This is a genomic window from Leptospirales bacterium (genome assembly GCA_019694655.1).
Taxonomy (GTDB): domain Bacteria; phylum Spirochaetota; class Leptospiria; order Leptospirales; family Leptonemataceae; genus SSF53.
On the sequence record JAIBBN010000011.1, the window covers coordinates 24871 to 42325 of the forward strand.

Annotated in this window: 14 protein-coding genes; 5 read left to right on the plus strand and 9 right to left on the minus strand. The window is 57.2% G+C overall.

Annotated elements, in window-relative coordinates; translation table 11 throughout:
• From xseA to K1X75_13860, 3 genes are read right to left on the minus strand one after another with little or no spacing between them, the layout of a single operon-like run.
• Positions 1–1335 (minus strand): exodeoxyribonuclease VII large subunit, encoded by a 1335-nt coding sequence (gene xseA, locus K1X75_13850; protein MBX7059145.1) that lies wholly within the window; start codon positions 1333–1335, stop codon positions 1–3.
• Complete coding sequence (locus K1X75_13855; GenBank protein ID MBX7059146.1) at positions 1332–1775, minus strand: hypothetical protein; 444 nt, start codon at positions 1773–1775, stop codon at positions 1332–1334. The genes xseA and K1X75_13855 overlap by 4 nt, the downstream gene beginning before the upstream one ends.
• Position 1776: 1 nt before the next feature.
• Positions 1777–3774, minus strand: a complete 1998-nt coding sequence (locus K1X75_13860) for a helicase (protein ID MBX7059147.1) — start codon at positions 3772–3774, stop codon at positions 1777–1779.
• A gap of 81 nt (positions 3775–3855) precedes the next feature.
• Between K1X75_13860 and lepB the strand changes: the two genes are divergently transcribed.
• Together lepB and K1X75_13870 are read left to right on the plus strand one after the other, a co-directional pair.
• Positions 3856–4692: a signal peptidase I gene (gene lepB / locus K1X75_13865; GenBank protein ID MBX7059148.1), complete on the plus strand. Its 837-nt coding sequence runs from the start codon at positions 3856–3858 to the stop codon at positions 4690–4692.
• Entirely contained in the window at positions 4692–5690 is a 999-nt protein-coding gene (locus tag K1X75_13870; protein MBX7059149.1) for a hypothetical protein, read from the plus strand. Before lepB ends, K1X75_13870 begins: the two co-directional genes overlap by 1 nt.
• Positions 5691–5716: 26 nt before the next feature.
• On the opposite strand, the gene K1X75_13875 is transcribed toward K1X75_13870, so the two are convergent.
• Positions 5717–6796 carry a hypothetical protein gene (locus K1X75_13875; GenBank protein MBX7059150.1) on the minus strand — a complete coding sequence of 360 codons (1080 nt, stop codon included), beginning with the start codon at positions 6794–6796 and terminating at the stop codon, positions 5717–5719.
• Between the two features lie 265 nt (positions 6797–7061).
• On the opposite strand from K1X75_13875, the gene K1X75_13880 reads away from it, so the two are divergent.
• Entirely contained in the window at positions 7062–8903 is a 1842-nt protein-coding gene (locus K1X75_13880; protein ID MBX7059151.1) for a transpeptidase family protein, read from the plus strand.
• 29 nt (positions 8904–8932) lie between these two features.
• On the opposite strand, the gene corA is transcribed toward K1X75_13880, so the two are convergent.
• Positions 8933–10000 (minus strand): magnesium/cobalt transporter CorA, encoded by a 1068-nt coding sequence (corA, locus tag K1X75_13885; GenBank protein ID MBX7059152.1) that lies wholly within the window; start codon positions 9998–10000, stop codon positions 8933–8935.
• A gap of 74 nt (positions 10001–10074) precedes the next feature.
• On the opposite strand from corA, the gene K1X75_13890 reads away from it, so the two are divergent.
• A complete protein-coding gene (locus tag K1X75_13890) occupies positions 10075–10332 on the plus strand; it encodes a metal-sensitive transcriptional regulator (protein MBX7059153.1) in 258 nt (85 codons plus the stop codon).
• A gap of 35 nt (positions 10333–10367) precedes the next feature.
• On the opposite strand, the gene K1X75_13895 is transcribed toward K1X75_13890, so the two are convergent.
• Entirely contained in the window at positions 10368–13583 is a 3216-nt protein-coding gene (locus K1X75_13895) for an efflux RND transporter permease subunit (GenBank protein MBX7059154.1), read from the minus strand.
• A 59-nt stretch (positions 13584–13642) separates the two neighbouring features.
• Positions 13643–15067, minus strand: coding sequence for a TolC family protein (locus tag K1X75_13900; GenBank protein MBX7059155.1), 1425 nt, complete (start codon positions 15065–15067; stop codon positions 13643–13645).
• 191 nt (positions 15068–15258) lie between these two features.
• Here K1X75_13900 and K1X75_13905 point away from each other — a divergent pair, with 191 nt between their 5' ends.
• A complete protein-coding gene (locus K1X75_13905) occupies positions 15259–15489 on the plus strand; it encodes a DUF2892 domain-containing protein (GenBank protein MBX7059156.1) in 231 nt (76 codons plus the stop codon).
• Positions 15490–15505: 16 nt separating this feature from the next.
• Here K1X75_13905 and K1X75_13910 read toward each other — a convergent pair whose 3' ends face one another.
• The gene (locus tag K1X75_13910) at positions 15506–16267 is read right to left on the minus strand and encodes a lysophospholipid acyltransferase family protein (protein MBX7059157.1); all 762 of its coding nucleotides are present in this window, start codon (positions 16265–16267) and stop codon (positions 15506–15508) included.
• The gene (gene prfB, locus K1X75_13915; protein MBX7059158.1) at positions 16267–17424 is read right to left on the minus strand and encodes a peptide chain release factor 2; all 1158 of its coding nucleotides are present in this window, start codon (positions 17422–17424) and stop codon (positions 16267–16269) included. Before prfB ends, K1X75_13910 begins: the two co-directional genes overlap by 1 nt.
• Positions 17425–17455 lie beyond the last annotated feature (31 nt).

Below are 17455 nucleotides of genomic sequence, written 5' to 3' on the forward strand. Positions count from 1 at the left end.
CTAAGCATCGACGATTTGGCTCTCCGCCACATGAACTGCCAGGCGGCCCTCGGCCAGTAAGATCTCCAGCCGCTCGCCGGGCTGCGCCTGGCGAGCGCTACGAATCACCAGCTGGCGCTCATTTCTCACTACAGCGTACCCCCTCTGCAAAGTCGCCAGGGGAGAAAAATTTTGCAGTCTCTCAGCTGCTATGGATAGTCGCTTGCTCTGATTTTGCAGCATACGCCCGCAGTAGGCCGGAAGTAACTGAAAAGGTTGCAGCTTCTCACGACGATCGCGCAAGAGCGTCGACATCCCGTCTCGAAGATCCCTGGCAGCGAGATCAAGACTCTGCATTCGATCAGCCAGCATGCTCTGCGGTTGGCGGAATATTCGCGATTGCAGCAAGCGATTCAAACGATCCTGTCCATTTCGCCGTCGATTGCGCAGCGCTACCTTCATACGCAGCGGCAGATCTTCAAGCTGGTCAAGCAGGGCTTCCAGCTCTGGGATCGCACGCTCCACGGCGGCGGACGGAGTTGCGGCGAATGCGTCGGCGGCGAGATCGCTGATAGGATGATCGATTTCATGACCGACGGCGGAGATGATAGGAATTTGGCAGCCAGCAAAGGCCCGGGCCACTTTCTCGGAATTAAATGCCAGCAGGTCTTCAAAACTACCGCCGCCTCGACCGGCGATAATCAAGTCTACGCCAAGGGCAGGCGTCTGCAATGCTTCGATCGCCGCGACAATGGAATCCTCGGCGCCATCGCCCTGCACAATGCAAGGGGCCAGCAGAATGTTGAGCGTAGGAAAGCGGGTACGTGCAACACGAATGATGTCTTGAATCGCTGCGCCAGTCGATGCAGTTGCGACGCCTAAAGTCAGCGGTAATTCGGGCAGCGCGCGCTTGCGCTTCGCCTGAAACAGGCCCTCCATTTCTAAACGCCGTCGCAGCTCTTCGATCTTCAATCTGAGTTCGCCTTCGCCGGCCGCAACCAGACGAACTACATTGAACTGATATTGCCCGCGAGGGGCATAGACCGAGACTGTGCCTTGCGCCAGTAACTTGGCGCCATTTTGCAGACGCAGGTGCTTGTGTCTCTGAGCCGCCGGCCGAAACAGCGTACAGCTTAAAGTAGATTGGGCATCTTTGAGAGAAAAATAGACATGGCCGCTGCTATGCTGGTTGAGGTTAGCAATTTCGCCTTCGACCCAGATGTCGCGGAGTCCGAGGTCGGATTGCAATCGATCGCGAACCCTCAGGTTGAATTCGCTGACGCTGAGCGCCGGAATTGAGCTGGCGCCGTCCGTTGCATCGCCTGTTGGAAGTCCGGCGGCGCCGGCGGGATTCATAACAGGGAAGCCTGTCGAATAAACAAAATGCCGCGTAAAGCAGAATCTTCGGTGAGAATCAGCGTGGCCAGTCGACGGGATGGGCTTTCCGCGATCAGCAACGAACGCTTCGGCTCCAGGTGACTCTGAATGATCTGCCAGCCGGCCTCACTGAAGGCGTTCTGATAGTGCTTCAACGCCTCCGGCATTTCCAGCGTCATTTCGAACTCGGCAACGCCCTCGGCCGCACTCAAGTACGGTTCGCGGTTGTATACCGCGACTTGAATGATCCGCGCCTGCGGCGGGCGAAAGGCGCGAGGAAAGGCTTCTGGCAACTGCGCAGGATTCTTGTAAATAGCGTAGCCATCAAATAGCAAGACCCGATCATCCCGGTTACAATCGCTGAAAGCGACCAGCGTAGCCAACAGCACCGCCAGACCGATGAACATCCGCCGGATCATCTCAGCGAATCAGCCTCACGATCAGGTTCAGCTTCTCGGCATATGCGATCGTCTCGTAAATCTTCTCAGCATCAATGAGAATGGTGGTCGGACTGATTTTTTGGAGAACGATCTTTTTCCCGCTGATCTGACCTAGCAACAATTCCATGTGGTTTGGTTCAGGCGTTTGAACAACGACACATTCGTCAGTGATTGTAACCAGCGGGAGATTCTTCGACCAGTCTTCAATAGAGAACAGCAGGTTTTGACTCAGCTCGCTGCGCGAGGCCCGGGTCAGCAGCTCCGTAAAGGCGGCAGCCTTCTCCTTGAGCAGCAATCCCTCCTGGAAGGATTCTCTGGTAATCTGGAAAGTATAGACGTTGTCAAAACTCTTCATTTCGCAGAAGGTTTTAAGCGTATAGACTCCATGAATCGAGATCTTTTCCGGAATGGCGATCAGGCTCAGGTCCGGATTGATAATGACGCCGCCTTTCTCATCTTCGCGATGGAGCGGCTTGCTCTTCAAGTAGTGCAATCCGAGCTCCGAGAGCTCGACCCAGCGATCTGGAAACTCGACCGCTATCAGTCCGAAAAGCTGCAAATAAAACAGTGCGCTGATCAATTCGCGCCGAAGATCGGCGAGATCTTGCTGGAAGTTTTTGATCCGAAAGCCCTTGGCCAGCAGCAGCTGCTCGCGCAGAATGGCGGCCATAATGACAGTATACACGACTCGACCTTTGCGCGCAATATAGCCGACGCATTGGTCGAATATTTCAGGCATGTAGAAGGGCACGTACATTGGTTCGAAAACGTCTTCGTATCGAACTCGCCGGCTGCGGGCCTGACCTGCCTCTTCCATCACCACGCGCATTAGCTCGAAGGGATCTCGATCCAGAACCGATTCATAGTCGTTGCGCAGCACGACATCATCGCGCTTGACCCGAACGACGTCCAGCAGCCGCATCACCGGCAGCAAGAGTTCGATTTGGTAAATCTGGCTCTTTTCAATAAAGAGCGAGATATCGGGCCGTAGCAGTCGATTCTCAGTTTCTTTCAGATCGATCTGCTTGATCTTCCCGGATTTTGCCAGATTCAGCCCCTTGCGGCTGATATAGACGATCATCTTCTTCAGGTTGAGAAAGAAATCGAGTTCATTGGCGGCGATCTTCTCAATTCGCTTACGTTGCCCCTTCTTGGGCAGCGGCAACAGCGGATTTTCAACCAGGCGATTGAATACCTCTTGCGGCATGGCAAGAATTCGAATAAACTTCTCATCTATATAGTATTCGTCGAGCAATAGCCCCAAATCATCCAGCCGCCGAACAACTTCTTCCCACTTTCCGCGGCGTTGCTGGATGATTTCTCGAGCCCGGGTGATTTCCAGCATCCCGCCCTGCTCGAAGCACTCCTGCACTGTTTCCCGCTCAATGTCGCTCAGGCTGCCCAGCGCAGCGTCAAGGGCCTCCGGCGTTATGAGAGCGCGGGCGACATCGGGAGAAACGATATCGCCTTTGACCCCGGCGAATTTCTTCCAATCAGGCGGAAGTTTCTTGCGATCCTGAAGAATACGCGCAAGCGACAGGCGAAACTTCTGCCCTTTGTCATTTGCATCATGGCGAACGACGGCGCCACTCTCGCCATAATAGTAGTACTTGTCGAGGTTGTTGGTAAGACGCTCGCGATTTTTTCTCTGGTATACGAGAAAGTAGCGCTTCAGAACGCCCAGCTCCATCTCCGCGTTAACCGGCGGCATGGAGATCCGTCTGGCAATTTCGCCAAGCGTCAGAACTTGCGATGCGCGAGTTTTCAGGATAGAGACATAGATCGTTACTTGCGTAGCAGAAAGTTTTTCAAGGACGCCCTTCAGGTAGAATTCGTCGCGCATTGCCTCGACAATTCGTTTGACGACCGCCTTCTTTTCTGCGCCGAGTTTTGGGATGTTCCAGAGTTGGGCGACGCGTTTGAGGGCCGTCAGATCGAGTTTGTCGAGCTCTTGCTGGAGGACGTTTTCTTCGGCCATGAAAACCAGAAAGCCGCGAAGAGACGGCGAAGGAATCCCGCCAGCTTTCAGGCGCTGGGCGGCCCTGTAAAACCCTTTTCAATGTTGACCCGCCTCCTGATCTCTTTGTTTTACCTCTACACTGGCTGGTTTTTTGCCAATGAATCCTTGCGAACGCCCCTTTCTGGAACTCTCACTCAGGAGCTGGCGTGGCTATTGCTGGCAACAGGCGCTGGATTGGCGGCCCTGCACTGGCGGCTTGATCATCGTCTGATACAAGCCGGGCGAGGGTATTTCCGGTGGCGTTGGCTTGAACGGCGCATAGTGGCGCTCTTGGCCGCTGCATTAGTTGCTTTTCACTTTCGGGACATGGCGCTGGAGCGAGTAGAAGTCAGCGGCGAAAGCATGGCGCCCGGTCTGCAAAGTGGCGACCGCATCTGGATTGAGAAGATCTCCAATGGCATCCATCTCCCCGAACTATCCTTCCCCTTCGGCGCTCTTTCAGCGACCGGCAAGCTCCCGCGCTTCGGCTTACAACTCATGCGTCGAGGCGATGTTGTCGTTTTCCGCTATCCGGGGGCGGATGCCTTTGGCGCCACATTCTTCGTAAAGCGGATCGTCGCAATGCCAGGGGATCATTTCGAATTGCACGGCGAGGATATCTGGGTGAACGGGGTCCGTAGCTTCGAACCATCCATGATTCCATCCCGCAATATCCAGACATCGGCGATTCCCGCCGCAGCGCCCATCCGCCAGCCGCCGGCGGAGTTGTCCTTGCTTGCGCCGGTAGTCCGTGATTCAGCATTGTTTGGCATTGGCAATCGAGGCGTTGTGCCGCCGAATTGTGTTCTGGTTCTTGGCGACAACCGCCGCCATTCGAGGGACAGTCGTAGCATTGGATTTATTCCTGCGTTTTTTATTGTAGGTCGCACCTTCTGATGTTACGGATTAGCGTTTCTGCAGCACTTTGCATTCTGATTTGCGCTTCGTTGCTCTCGAGTTGCGTGCGCTTTGAGTGCTCTGATTCCGATCCTGCTTGCAATGATCTGACTGCAGCGCTGCAGGCCTGGTGGCTGGCTTCCGAGGGTCGGCTGGTCGCCGCTCTGGGCAAGGCCGGTACGCCAAACGCAGGCGAACTCTGGCTGAAGGAACCAGGCGGAAACTGGGAGCTGGTGCAGAGCGCTCCTCAGTTGTTTCGAGACGTTGCCTATTTGAACGGACAGTATCTAGCCGTTACTCAACAAAATATCTATCGCTCGCTGGACGCGCGTAACTGGCAAATCCTGAGCCCACTCGATGAATTTCGCGGCCTCGCCTTCGGCAACGGAGTCTTCCTGGCAACCAGCACCGCTGGTCCCTGTCCCTACTATTCCAGTGACGGCATCAACTGGACTCTCTCCGTATGCGGGCTATCGGACAAATATGTGGCGGCCTTCGACGGCGCAAAGCTGATGGCCATGGGTTGGCTGGACCCCATCTATTCCGCAGATGGCATCAACTGGAATACCAGCTCTGGCGCCTGCAATGCGGATCAAACGGAATCGATGGCGGCCGCTGCCGGCCGCTTTGTCGGCGTAGGATCTACCGGAACGGTCTGCTATTCATCAGATGGCGGCGCCAATGCTACCGGCTATACGCATGCGCTACTGCTGAACGATATAGCATACCATCCGCTTACGGCTCGGTTCTATGCCAGTGCGTTAGCGGGCGCGAACGGCGGTATACGTAGTTCGCCCGACGGCACAGCAGGCAGTTGGTCGGGCGACCTATCCGGCGGCAGCGCCGACTTCTATTCAATTCGCGCCGTCCGCGGCGCGCTCTATGCCGGCGGCCCCGATGGGACAATCTTTGTCTCAATCGACGGCGCCCATTGGAACGGCTATCCAGGTCCGACGCGGCCGGGTTTTGTTACGTATGCAGTGATTGGACCTCCTTGACTTCCCCAGCTGCAGGGGCGGGAAACTCAGAACTTATTGAAATAGGCGGATTGCAAGATCGAGGGGCAAAGCGCGCCATTGGCATGGGGCCGGATAATGGGGACAACGGTTGCTGTATCGGGAACTCCATAAACCAGACCGTTGGGCGCCGAAATTGCGCCTACCAGCTGGCCGCCGCCTGGAAAGCCGGCAAGGCTGCCGACGTCGCCGCTACTTGTCAGCGGACTCAGAATCAACACTCGCGTTTCATTGTAGGGACCGGCAAAAATCCGTCCATCTGGCGCCAGCGCGCCGCCTACCCAGTTTGCACCGGTCACACCGGCAACGGAAATCGTTGTGACATCATAAGTATTGGAGGACGGATCAATTACCAGCGGCGGAGCATCGCCAATCGGTATGCCATAAATCTTGCCGTCCGGTCCCAGCACGCCGCCTTCGCGCGGCCCGGCCGGAACTCCGGCGATGCTGCTTTGATCGCCGGTATTCGTTGCAGGATCGACAATCAAGACGTGCGTCTCAGCATAAGGAATCGCGTATATTTTGCCGTTGGGCGCGAGCACGCCGCCGCTGTATTTCGAAGCTGCGGCTAACACCGGAATAGTTGTTGAATCCGCAGTATTTGTGACAGGGTCGATGATCAACACGCTGGCGGCCGTCTGCGGAAAGGCGTAGATCTTGCCATTGGGACCCAGCACTGCCCCGCGCCACTTGTTGCCTGCCAGGCCCAGGCCCGAGATTGTGGTGGTATCGGCGGTATTGGCCTCAGGATCAACGATCATCACGTTGTCGGCTGAGGAAGGAATAGCATAGATCTTGCCGTTGGGCGCCAGAACCCCGCCCCAGTACTTGTTTGCTCCGACGATTCCGGAAATGCTGGTCAGATCAATTGTATTGGTTGCAGGGTCGATGATCATCACGCTGGTTTCATTGCAGGGAATCACATAGATCTTGCCATTTCGCGCCAGTACTGCCCCGCGCCACTTACAACCGCCTCCCGGCAGCCCGGTTATGGTTGTGAAATCCACAGTCGCACTGCCCGAGTTTCCGCGGCTGGCCTGCCATTGCAGTTCGCTGCGCAGGAAGGGCCAGGCATAGGGCTGCACCAATTCTCGCGAATTGAGATTGCAGGCGTTCAAACCAATGAGCGAAAGCTCGGGCCTGAAATTGCTTTCAGTATCGTAACAGCCGAAGCTGGCAATCGACAACCATAGCCCTGCAGTTAGGATCCGGAGATGCACCTCAGGAAGGCGCCACAAGCGAGCGGACGGTCAAGCGATTGACTGCCGCCGCGGACCCTCCATTTTCGATTTGCCGGTCGCTTTTCTTGTGGTACGGCGACGAGCGCCTGTTACGCTAGGTCCTCTGGCTGCCATGCAATCAGGCCGTAAACGATTGATCTTGCTGGCGGCAGTAGTTACTGTCGGCTTTGTCATTATTCTGGCGCGTGCGTTTTACCTCGCCTTTGGGCGAGGCGATGGGCAGGACGGCGCGCAGGGCGAAATCTTGCGCGGACCGATTGTGGATCGCCGTGGTTTTACCCTGGCGCTGACTGAAGAGGCCAGTGCAATTGGCATCGCTCCAGGCGAAGTTAGCGACGCTGAGTTTGTCGCCGAGACCCTTGCCCGTCGATTGCAGATGTCCCCGGAGGAAATTCTGCAACGCATTTATGTAAATAAGGAGCGCAGTTTCTTCTTGTTGAAGCGTCAGGTGGACGACCTTGCCGCCGACCAGATTGTAGAATTGCATCTGCCGGGCGTCCACCGGCAGCGCGAACACCGCCGTGTCTATCCCGGCGGTTCGCTTGCCAGCAACTTGCTGGGTTTCGTAGGTCGCGACCAGGAGGCCGCCCTGGCTGGCATCGAACGCGACTACAATCTGACCCTCACCGCCGCAGCGCGCAGCGGCGATACGCGCGCGCCGACCTTGCGTTTGACCATTGACGCTCTGGTCCAGCACCGCCTGGAAATCGAGCTGGCTGAGGCCTTTGAACGCTCCGGCGCCAAGCGGGCCGCCGGTTTGATCATGAATGTGCAGACCGGGGAAATCCTGGCGATGGCAAGCATGCCGAACTTCGATCCCAACGAATACTACAAGAGTAATGCATACCAGCGGGGCAATTGGAATATTCGACTCAACTATGAGCCCGGATCCACGGTGAAAGCCTTGATGGCTGGCATCTTGCTAAGCGAACGCGCCGTACGCCCGGAGGAGCGATTTTTCTGCCCCGGCGAAATCAAGTTCTACAATTCCGTTGTCCGCTGTCGCGCTGGCGGCCGCATGATTGCACATGGCAATCTTACGCTCCGCGAAATCATTCAGCACTCCTGCAACGTCGGCATTATCAAAGCCATGCAGCGCATTCGTCCGGAACGACTCTACCGCTATCTGACACAACTCGATCTCGGCGTAAAGACAGGCATCCTGCCATCGGGGTCGGGAGAAACCAGCGGCTATTTTCCGGACTATGCCAACTGGACGCCTTCCACATCGTACTACATGCCCATCGGCCAGGGCTTTAGCGTCACTCCGATCCAGTTGCTTCGAGCAATGTCCTCCCTTGCTAACGGCGGTCGACTCGTGCAGCCACGTTTGTTATCTTCAATCAGCGCCCCGGACGGCAGCATGGTGGAGCGCAGCGAGCCAGAATCAACCAGTGCGCCGTTCAGCGCGGAGGTCGGTCGCGCGGTAATTGATATGATGCGCGGCGTAGTTCGCAACGGCACCGGGAGGGCCGCAGCTGTTCCCGGACTGGATGTAGCAGGAAAAACAGGCACCGGTGAAAAGTCGAGTTCGCAGGGGTATCTTGATACTTACGTTGCCTCCTTTATTGGTTTTTTCCCGGCAAACGCGCCACGCTTCGGAGCGCTGATACTATTCGATGAGCCGCGCGGTCAGGATAGCGGCGGATCGCTGGCCGCTCCGGTTTTTGCGCGGGTCATCGCTCAGAGCCGCGAGGCTCTCGAACAGGCCGATCGGGTCTACTCGCCGGGATCGTTACGGCCTTTGCCGGCGCATCCGCCGCGGATCAATCCGGATATCCTCTACGATTTACGCGGCCTCTCTGCTCGAGATGCCCTCAACATCATTTCCTCCTACTACCGTATTCCAGTGGAGGTGCACGGTTCTGGCTATGTGTACGGCCAATCGCCTGCCCCGGGCGTCCGCATCCGCGGCATTCAGAAAATCGTGCTCTATTTGCAGGAATTGCACTGAACCTCGAGGTTCGCAGCGCAGAGGGCGGTTCAGAACCAGCGTCGATAGCGCATGAACGCAAGCAGGCCGAGGGCAGCGCCGCCCATCAAAGCCCACGCAAAGAGATATCCATAGCGCCAGCTGAGTTCCGGCATGAAGTGGAAATTCATTCCATAAACGCCGGCGATAAAGGTCAGCGGAATGAAGATAGTCGAAATGACTGTAAGCGTACGCATGATTTCATTGGTGCGATTGCCCACGCTGGATAGGTAGAGATCCTGCATCGAAGTCAGCATATCACGATAGGTTTCGATGGTCTCCATTACGTGGAGCACATGGTCATAGACATCGCGGAGAAAGGGACGGAGCTCCGCTTCAAAATGATTAGAATCGCCGTGGTAGAGCGCCGATAGCGTTTCCCGCAATGGCCAGATCCATTTGCGTATGTACATCACCAGCCTTTTAAAGTGCGCCAGTCGCTGCAACGCTCTTGGCGTGGGGCGATCGACCAGTATGTCTTCCAGCGAGTCCAACTCCTCGCCCACCGCCTCGAGCAGCCCAAAGTATCGATCCACCACGCTATCGAGCAACAAGTACGCTGCCAGTGAAGCGCTGAATGCTTGTCTTCTTTCCTGCCAGGCGACTAACTTACGCCTGACGACCTCGAACAAGTCGTCATCTCGATTTTCCTGAAACGAGATAGCAAAAGTATCGCCGACGATTAAGGAAACCTGTTCGGCCTCAAGCGTGGTTCGTTCGCGGTTATAGTGCAGGAGCTTAACTACGAGATAAGTGCAGTTATGGTATTCCTCGAACTTGACTCGCTGTTCGACGTTCAGAGTGTCTTCCAGCAGCAAGGGATGTAGCTGAAAATGGGCTCCAACGGCTTCGGCAACGGCTGGCGACGGCGAGCCATCGACGTCCATCCAGATTGGCGCGCCGGGCCGGCAGTCGGCCAGGGCGCTGCGGATATCTTCATGGTCACGCAGGCGCAATTGTTCGCCCAGCAATTCCATGACCCGAATTGCTACTCCCCCGTGGTCCGAAGACCCGAGCGCGACCAGGGCGCCCGGCGGCAGACCGTTCTTACTTTGACGTTTGGATCGCAGGCGCCTCATGGACCGGCCTCCTTAATACTATACGGGGTATGCAAAGCCTTGACGGTTTCTGTTCCGGCGCCTTCCATGGAACCATGGAACCTACGGAATTGATCCATCGATTGAACCGAATCCAGGGACAAATCGAGGCTATCAAACGAAGCCTGCAAAGCGAAAAGACGGACGACTGCCGCAAAAACATTTTGCTGGTGAAGGCCGCGACCAATGCGCTTAAGAAGTTCGGCAATGCCTATGTGGAAGCGCACCTTGATCAGTGCGTGGCGAATAAGACCAGCGCCCGCCAGATCGAAAAGGAACTCCGGTCGATCATTGCATCGGCCTTTGCAATGTAAAGCGGCGTCTTGTTCGGTTCTCCGCGCCGGGCAAGCTATGGCTCATTTGCCTCCTCAATGATCTGACGGCGCCTGGATTCTCCGGCGATCCAATAGTACAAGGTCGGAACGGCAAAGCGGCTGATTACTGTAGCAGCGACTTCTCCAAAGATCAAGCTGATCGCCAGACCCTGAAAGATGGGATCCGAGAGCATAATCGCTGAACCGGCAACCACGGCAGCTGCCGTTAGCAACATTGGCCGAAAGCGAACGACGCCGGCCTCGATCACGGCGCTCTTGAGGTCGATGCCTGTGGCCAGCTCCTGTTCAATAAAGTCCACCAGAATGATCGAATTGCGCACGATGATGCCGGCGCCGGCGATGAATCCGATCATCGACGTTGCTGTGAAATAGGCGCCCATTATGGCATGCCCGGGCACGATCCCAATCAGACTTATCGGAATCGGCGTCATGATGATCAAAGGAATGATATAGCTTCGAAACCAGCCCAGCACCAGAATATAGATCAAAATCATGACTACGCCAAATGCCGCTCCCAGGTCGCGGAAGACTTCGTAAGTGATGAACCATTCGCCGTCCCATTTCACGATTGGCGAGCGGGTGTTCCATGGCGCCTCCGCCGTTTGCGTCGGAGTTGTCATTTGCGGCGATAGCCTCAAAATTCCGTAGACCGGCGACTCTTCCGAGCCGGTTAATTCTGCAAATACATAGGAAACAGGTTTCAGGTTCTTGCGGAAGATTGTGTAGTACGGTCGCACTTGCGGCGCGCGCAGAGCGTCTTCCAGCGCAGCGCTTCCGGTCTCGAAGCTTCGCAACTGCGTTGAGGCCAACGGTCGCGCGCTCGAGCGCACAGCTTGGTCCACGGATACAATGATTGCCATTTCCTCGGGCGTACTGACGTCGGCCAGGGCCGACACGGGCGTCTCCGAGAACACCAGGGCGCCCGCCTGCACCGCCTGAGAGGCGTTGATTCCAACCAGGCCGCCGCGGTTGGGATCGTAAGCAAAGTATTCCCGGGGCCGGCCTTCGCGCCATGAATAGTCGAGATCGACGATAGCTGGATCGGACTGGAATAACTTCAGAATGTCTTGCGCTGCCGCCTCGCGCGCGGCGCGGTTGGGCCCATATACCTCGGCGACCATGGTGGCAAGAACCGGCGGTCCGGGCGGTATTTCCAGTACCTTGGTTATGGCGCCGTGCTGGCGCGCAAATTTATGAATGACCGGCCTCAAGCTGGCAATGATCTCGTGGCTGGAGCGGCTGCGATCGCCTTTGTCGAGCAGCGCCACATGTAGATCCGCCATATGCTCGGCATGACGCAGGAAGGTATGCTTGACCATTCCGGAAAATGAGAATGGCGCCGGTTCGCCAGCAAAGACCTGCACTCGCTCAACGGCGGGGTCTTTCATGATTTCCCGGGCAAGTTGCGCCGAGAGTTCGGCGGAACGCTGCAGCGGCATATCAGCGGGGAAATCAATCAGCACTTGAAGCTCATTCTTATTGTCAAATGGTAACATTTTAACATGTACCCATTTGAAAGCAAAAAAGCTAACGGCGACAAGCAGCAGCATAACGACGGTCGCGCCAAAGGCCAGGGCAGCGCGGCGCTCGCCCAGTAGCTTTGCAGTTACAGCGCGATACAACCGATCCAGTCGCCCCTCCTTATTGCCCGCATCATGTTCCGCTTTGGAGCCGTGACCGGCCAGAAGGCGTACCGAAGCCCAGGGCGTAACCACGAAGGCCACAAAAAGCGACAGCACCATAGCCAGACTGGCGCCCACCGGGATAGGTTTCATGTAGGGACCCATCAAACCGCGCACAAAGGCCATGGGCAGGATGGCCGCTATAACCGTAAAGGTCGCAAGGATGGTTGGATTGCCAACTTCGGACACCGCCCGTATTGTCGCCCGGGCGATTCCCAGCGCCGGGTTTTCGCGCAAGTGACGCTCCACGTTCTCCACCACGACAATGGCATCGTCGACCAGGATGCCGATTGAAAAGATCAACGCAAAGAGCGTCACCCGATTGAGCGTATAGCCCAGGAAATAGTAGACGGCCAGCGTCAGAGCCAGGGTTACCGGGATAGCGATCGATACGACCAGCGAAGCGCGCCAACCCATGGCCAGCGCAATCAAAGCTGCAACGGAGACCGTGGCGATCATTAAATGTTCAATCAGTTCGTTGCTCTTGTCGCGGGCCGTAGCGCCGTAGTCGCGAATCGCAACGAGATGAATGTCTGAGGGAAGATCAGCTGCGTAGGAACGGGCGCGCTCCAGCAAGATAGGCGACAGGGAAGCCACATCTGTACCGCGCCGCTTGGCAAAGGAGATTGTTACAGCGCGCTGAATCGGCGGTACGGTTGTTTGACCGGATACGCTTTCGCTGCGCTCGAGCAGCACTGATAGACGCTGCGTCTCTTCCGGCCCGTCGACAATGCGGGCGACATCGCCGACGCGGACGAGGCGACCGCCGCGTTGGGCGATAGCTACGGCAGCGACATCCCTGGCGGAGCGTAGACGCCCGCCCATTTCGACGGTTACAGCGCTGACGGAACTCCAGTTCTGGCCGGCGGGGGCGGCATCGTTGTTCGACATCAGAGCGCCCGCCACTTCGGCGACGGAGACGCCAGCATTACGCGCTCTCGAAGGATCGACGATGACTCGCACCACCCTTCGCCGCCCGCCAAGCAGTTCAACTCGCGAAAGGTCGGGCGTTGAAGAAAGCTCCCGCGCCAGCGGCGCAACCAGCGTGCGCAATTCGTAGTCATCTCTGGTAGGCGAAGCGAAGGTCAGCGCCAGAAAGGGGACATCATCGATGGAGAACGATCGGACCTGAGGCTGCGAGGCGCCCGTTGGAAGTTGATGACGGATTTCGAGAATCTTATGGTGCACCTTGACCAGCGCCGGTTCCATTGGTTCGCCGACCTTGAAACGCACAGTGACTACGCTGACATGCGGACTTGATGCCGAGTATACGTATTCAACGCCCTCCAATCCCCAAACAGCGCGCTCCAGAGGTTCGCTGATCTGACGCTCGACCTCCTCCGGCTCCAGCCCTGGCGCCTGAGTGACAATGTCGATCATAGGTACAGATATTTGCGGCTCTTCTTCCTTGGGCGTCAGGTAGATCGAACCGAGACCTAACACGATGCTGGCCACGGCAATGACTGGCGTCAGTCGCGAATGAACGAAGTTACTGGCCAGTCGGCCGGCAAAACCGCGGGCATCGCTGGCGAGACTACTTACCGACATTTCAGGCGACGGCGAAGCGGTGAATGAACTCTCATCTTCGTGCGGCGGTCGACGACGACTCATGGTTGACTCTCCTGGCGTTGTGAGATGTTTGCGCCGTTCAACAAATAGAGTGCGGCGCGCAAGCGAACGTATTCGCGTTCGACTCTGGCTTGTTCAAAAAGTACATCAGCTCGACGGGAGTGAGCATCCGCCAGCTGCAGCGCTGTGATGGCGCCATCGCGATACAAGCGCAGCGCTGTAAGACTTTGTTGCGCCAGCAAGCGCTGGTTCTCCTGGATCAGCAGCAGACCCTTGCGCAATGCCACGAGGCTTTCTCGATAACTGCGTCGTTGCGCTGCTTCACGACGCGCCGCGTCGCGAGCTCTCGTTTCAGCGGCATCGGCCCTGGCCCGGGCTTCAGCGCTGAGGCCCGATTCGACGGGTGAATAGAGATTCATTTTGAAATAGAGACCGAATTGATAGGAGTCGGCGGCGCCCCTTGCACCGGCGTTGTAACGCGCTTCGCCAAATACGCCGGCCTGTGGCCGCAACACGTTTTCGGACCCCTCGGCCTGAGCCCTTGCGGCATCCGCGTTAGCCAGCGCCGACTGCAGGGCGAGCGAGGGCGTCTCCTCCGCTTCTACGATGTCTTGCGGAAAGCAGCGATCGGCGAAATCCATTGGGTTCTCCGACCGAAGCGCCCAGCCCGAAGGCAAATCTCCGGCAGCCACAGCCAGGCTTTCTCGCGCGGATTTCCGGAGCGCTTCATGCTCCAGCAGACGCGCCTGCAGCCGATTGTCATGCGCCTGCAATGCCAGCAATCCGGCGCGACCGACCGGATTGCTGGCGGCGCCCAGCTGATAGCCGCGCAGAATGCGCGCCGATGCGCTTCGCAGTTCGAGGACGCCTCCATTTTCCCGATCCACGGACAGGAGTTCCGAATAGGCGATGGCCGCTCCCGCATACTCGGCAAGCGCCGTTTGCCTGCGATCAAGCATCCGGGCAAGCGCCTGTTGCTGCGCGGCGCGCGCAGCGGCATCACTCGCGCCGCCTTCGTAGAAGCGCCACTCGATGCCGGCGCCGGCCGTGCCGTGCGAAGAAGGGGCTGGATGATTGAGCGTATCAGGTCTAAGGAAGTTGGCGCTATTCTGATATATCTCAAGCGGCGTAGCTGGCAAACTCAGGTCGGCAGATTCAACCTGCCGCTCCTGAAGCCGCGCGCCAAAACTGGCCAGCGCGTCGTTGGTGCGATAGAGGCGGCTATCTATATACAAGCGCGGGAGCCAGTGCCGGGCCAAACGGTCGCGCGCCAGACGAGCGGCCTCTTCCTCTCCTCGCGCCGATTGCAAGCGCAAGGAATTCTGTTCCACCAGCGCCGCCAGCGTTTCGAAGGATAACGCTTCCCCTCCGCCCGGTGCAGTTTGCGCCTGGAGCAGGCGCAGCGGCGCCGCTGTTAGCAGCAGCAGGAACGCGGTCGCCGTCGCAATCAAACTTCGCGGCATCGGCGAGGCGACTGGTCGCAAAACCCGGGCGCTGGACGTCATGCTATACCCCCTACGGTATGTGTCCAATCTAGCGCGAGAGCTCTGGGGGTCCAACAAATTTTTGATTGAGGACGCCGATCCTGTTTTCTGCGCGACACGCACGGCCCATATACCCATACTGGTATATGTAATATCGGAGGAGGAGTCTCATGTACTGTGCCAGAACAGATCGTTGGTATCTGGAACGCGCCATCTGGTTGGTTGCCGGAGTGATTACCCTGGGCAGCGCCGCGTTGTCGGCATTTGTTAGTCCCTACTGGCTAATTCTGACGGCGCTGGTCGGGGTAAATCTGATTGTATTTGCCCTGAGCGGATTCTGCGTCATGGCCAATCTGCTGGTTAAGCTGGGTTTGCGATCCGCAGTAGCCCCGAGCGCCTGAATCGCTCGCATCCAATTCAGTTTGAAGTACGCTGGGCCAGACGCCGGGCTTCCGCCTGGCACTGGCGCAGATTATCAAGCATCGCTGCCTCTACCATCAGGCGATTCTTTTCGAATGTCTCCGGACCGCCCTCTCGATTCAGAAAAATCGGCGGCCCCCAGCGTACCACAAGGGTGGCGAAAGGCTTGGGAATGCGATGCTTGTCCCAGGCTTTTTCTACAACCCATTCGCGCGTGGCCTCAACGTGGCAGGGGATTATGGGCAGCCCCGTGATCTGAGCGCATGTTACGATGCCCCCCTGCAATTCCAGCGCCGGCCCGCGAGGACCGTCGGGAATGATGCAAATGGGTACGCCCTTTCGGCCCAGGGTGATCAACCGTTTCAAGGCTCGACGGCCAAAACGCGAGGATGAACCGCGGATTGCATAGTGACCGGCGCGCCGCATATAGCGGACAATGTACTCGCCGTCCTTCGAGGCGCTTGCCATGGCATAGATTCCCCAGCCTCGATGGTAATGTACTACCATCAAGACCGCCTGGTGCCAGATGCCGTAGAGGAAGCCCCGCTTGTTCTGCCGGTAGGATTCAATGTGCTCGCGCCCAATCTCCACGGTTCTTCCGAACAGCGTCAACAGGCGGATCATGCAATCAACGATAAGCGGGATGAGCCAGAACAGGAATCGCTCCTTTCGCGTCGGTCGCCACGCCAGAACTTCCTCTGGATCTTCTTCGAATGGTTCCGCGCTCGGCGCCGCTTGGTCGGCAGTGGCGCGCCTCATCAGATGTCTTTCTCCTGCACCGCCTTCAGCGGCTTTCCGCTGGCCGACGATTTCAGAAAGGCCTTCACAAAGGGATCCAGATTGCCATTCATAACGCCTTCGACATCGCCCGTTTCATGCTGCGTGCGCAGATCTTTGACCATTTTGTAAGGATGAAAAACATAGGAGCGAATCTGGTTGCCCCAGCTTACGTCGTTCTTCTCGCCGGAGCGGCTCTCAATGTCCGCCTGGATTTTCTGACGTTCCAGTTCATACAGGCGGGCCTTGAGCATTTTCATCGCTGTGCTGCGATTCTTGTGCTGCGATCGCTCATTCTGGCACTGTACTACGATTCCGCTCGGAATGTGTGTGATGCGAATAGCCGAGTCCGTCTTGTTAATGTGCTGACCGCCAGCGCCGCTCGCGCGATAAGTATCCACTCGCAGATCCTTCTCTTCCACCTGAACATCAATAGAATCTTCAATGTCCGGCGTCACATGGACCGCTGCAAAAGAGGTGTGTCGGCGCTTTTGCGAGTCAAAAGGCGAGATGCGAACCAAACGGTGAACCCCGTTCTCGGATTTCAGATTTCCGAAGGCGTGATCGCCGCGTACCATCAACGAGGCCGACTTGATCCCTGCCTCTTCTCCGTCCTGATAGTCCAGGATCTCAGTACGAAATCCGCGGGACTCTAGCCAGCGCGAGTACATGCGCAGTAACATCTCCGCCCAATCCTGACTCTCTGTGCCGCCGGCGCCAGAAGAAATGGTTACAATCGCGTCACGGCCATCGTCGCTGCCGGAAAGCGCTTCGCTGAGTAAAAGCTCTTCAAATCTTTCCTCCAGCGTTCGAAAGTCTGCGGAAAGAGACTCCATTGCGCTTCGCGGATCCTGTTGAAACTCCTCCAGCGTCAGGTCCACCAGATCAGGGAAATCGCTGAGCTCCTGCTGCAAATGACGCCACGGAGCGGCGCGCCGCTCCATTTCTGACTTCTTCATGGAAATGTCGCGGGCGCGATCTGCGCGATCCCAGAAGTCCGGACGTGCAGTTTCAATTTCCAGATCGCCCAGTTCATGCACCAGGGCGTCAATACCGTGTTCTTTCCAGCGCGACTGAAATTCGGCGCGCAGTTCTTCGAAAGCTTTCAGCAGTTCGGTCTTATTGCGATACTCGGCCATCGTTGCGCTCGCGCCAACTCAGGGCGCCTTT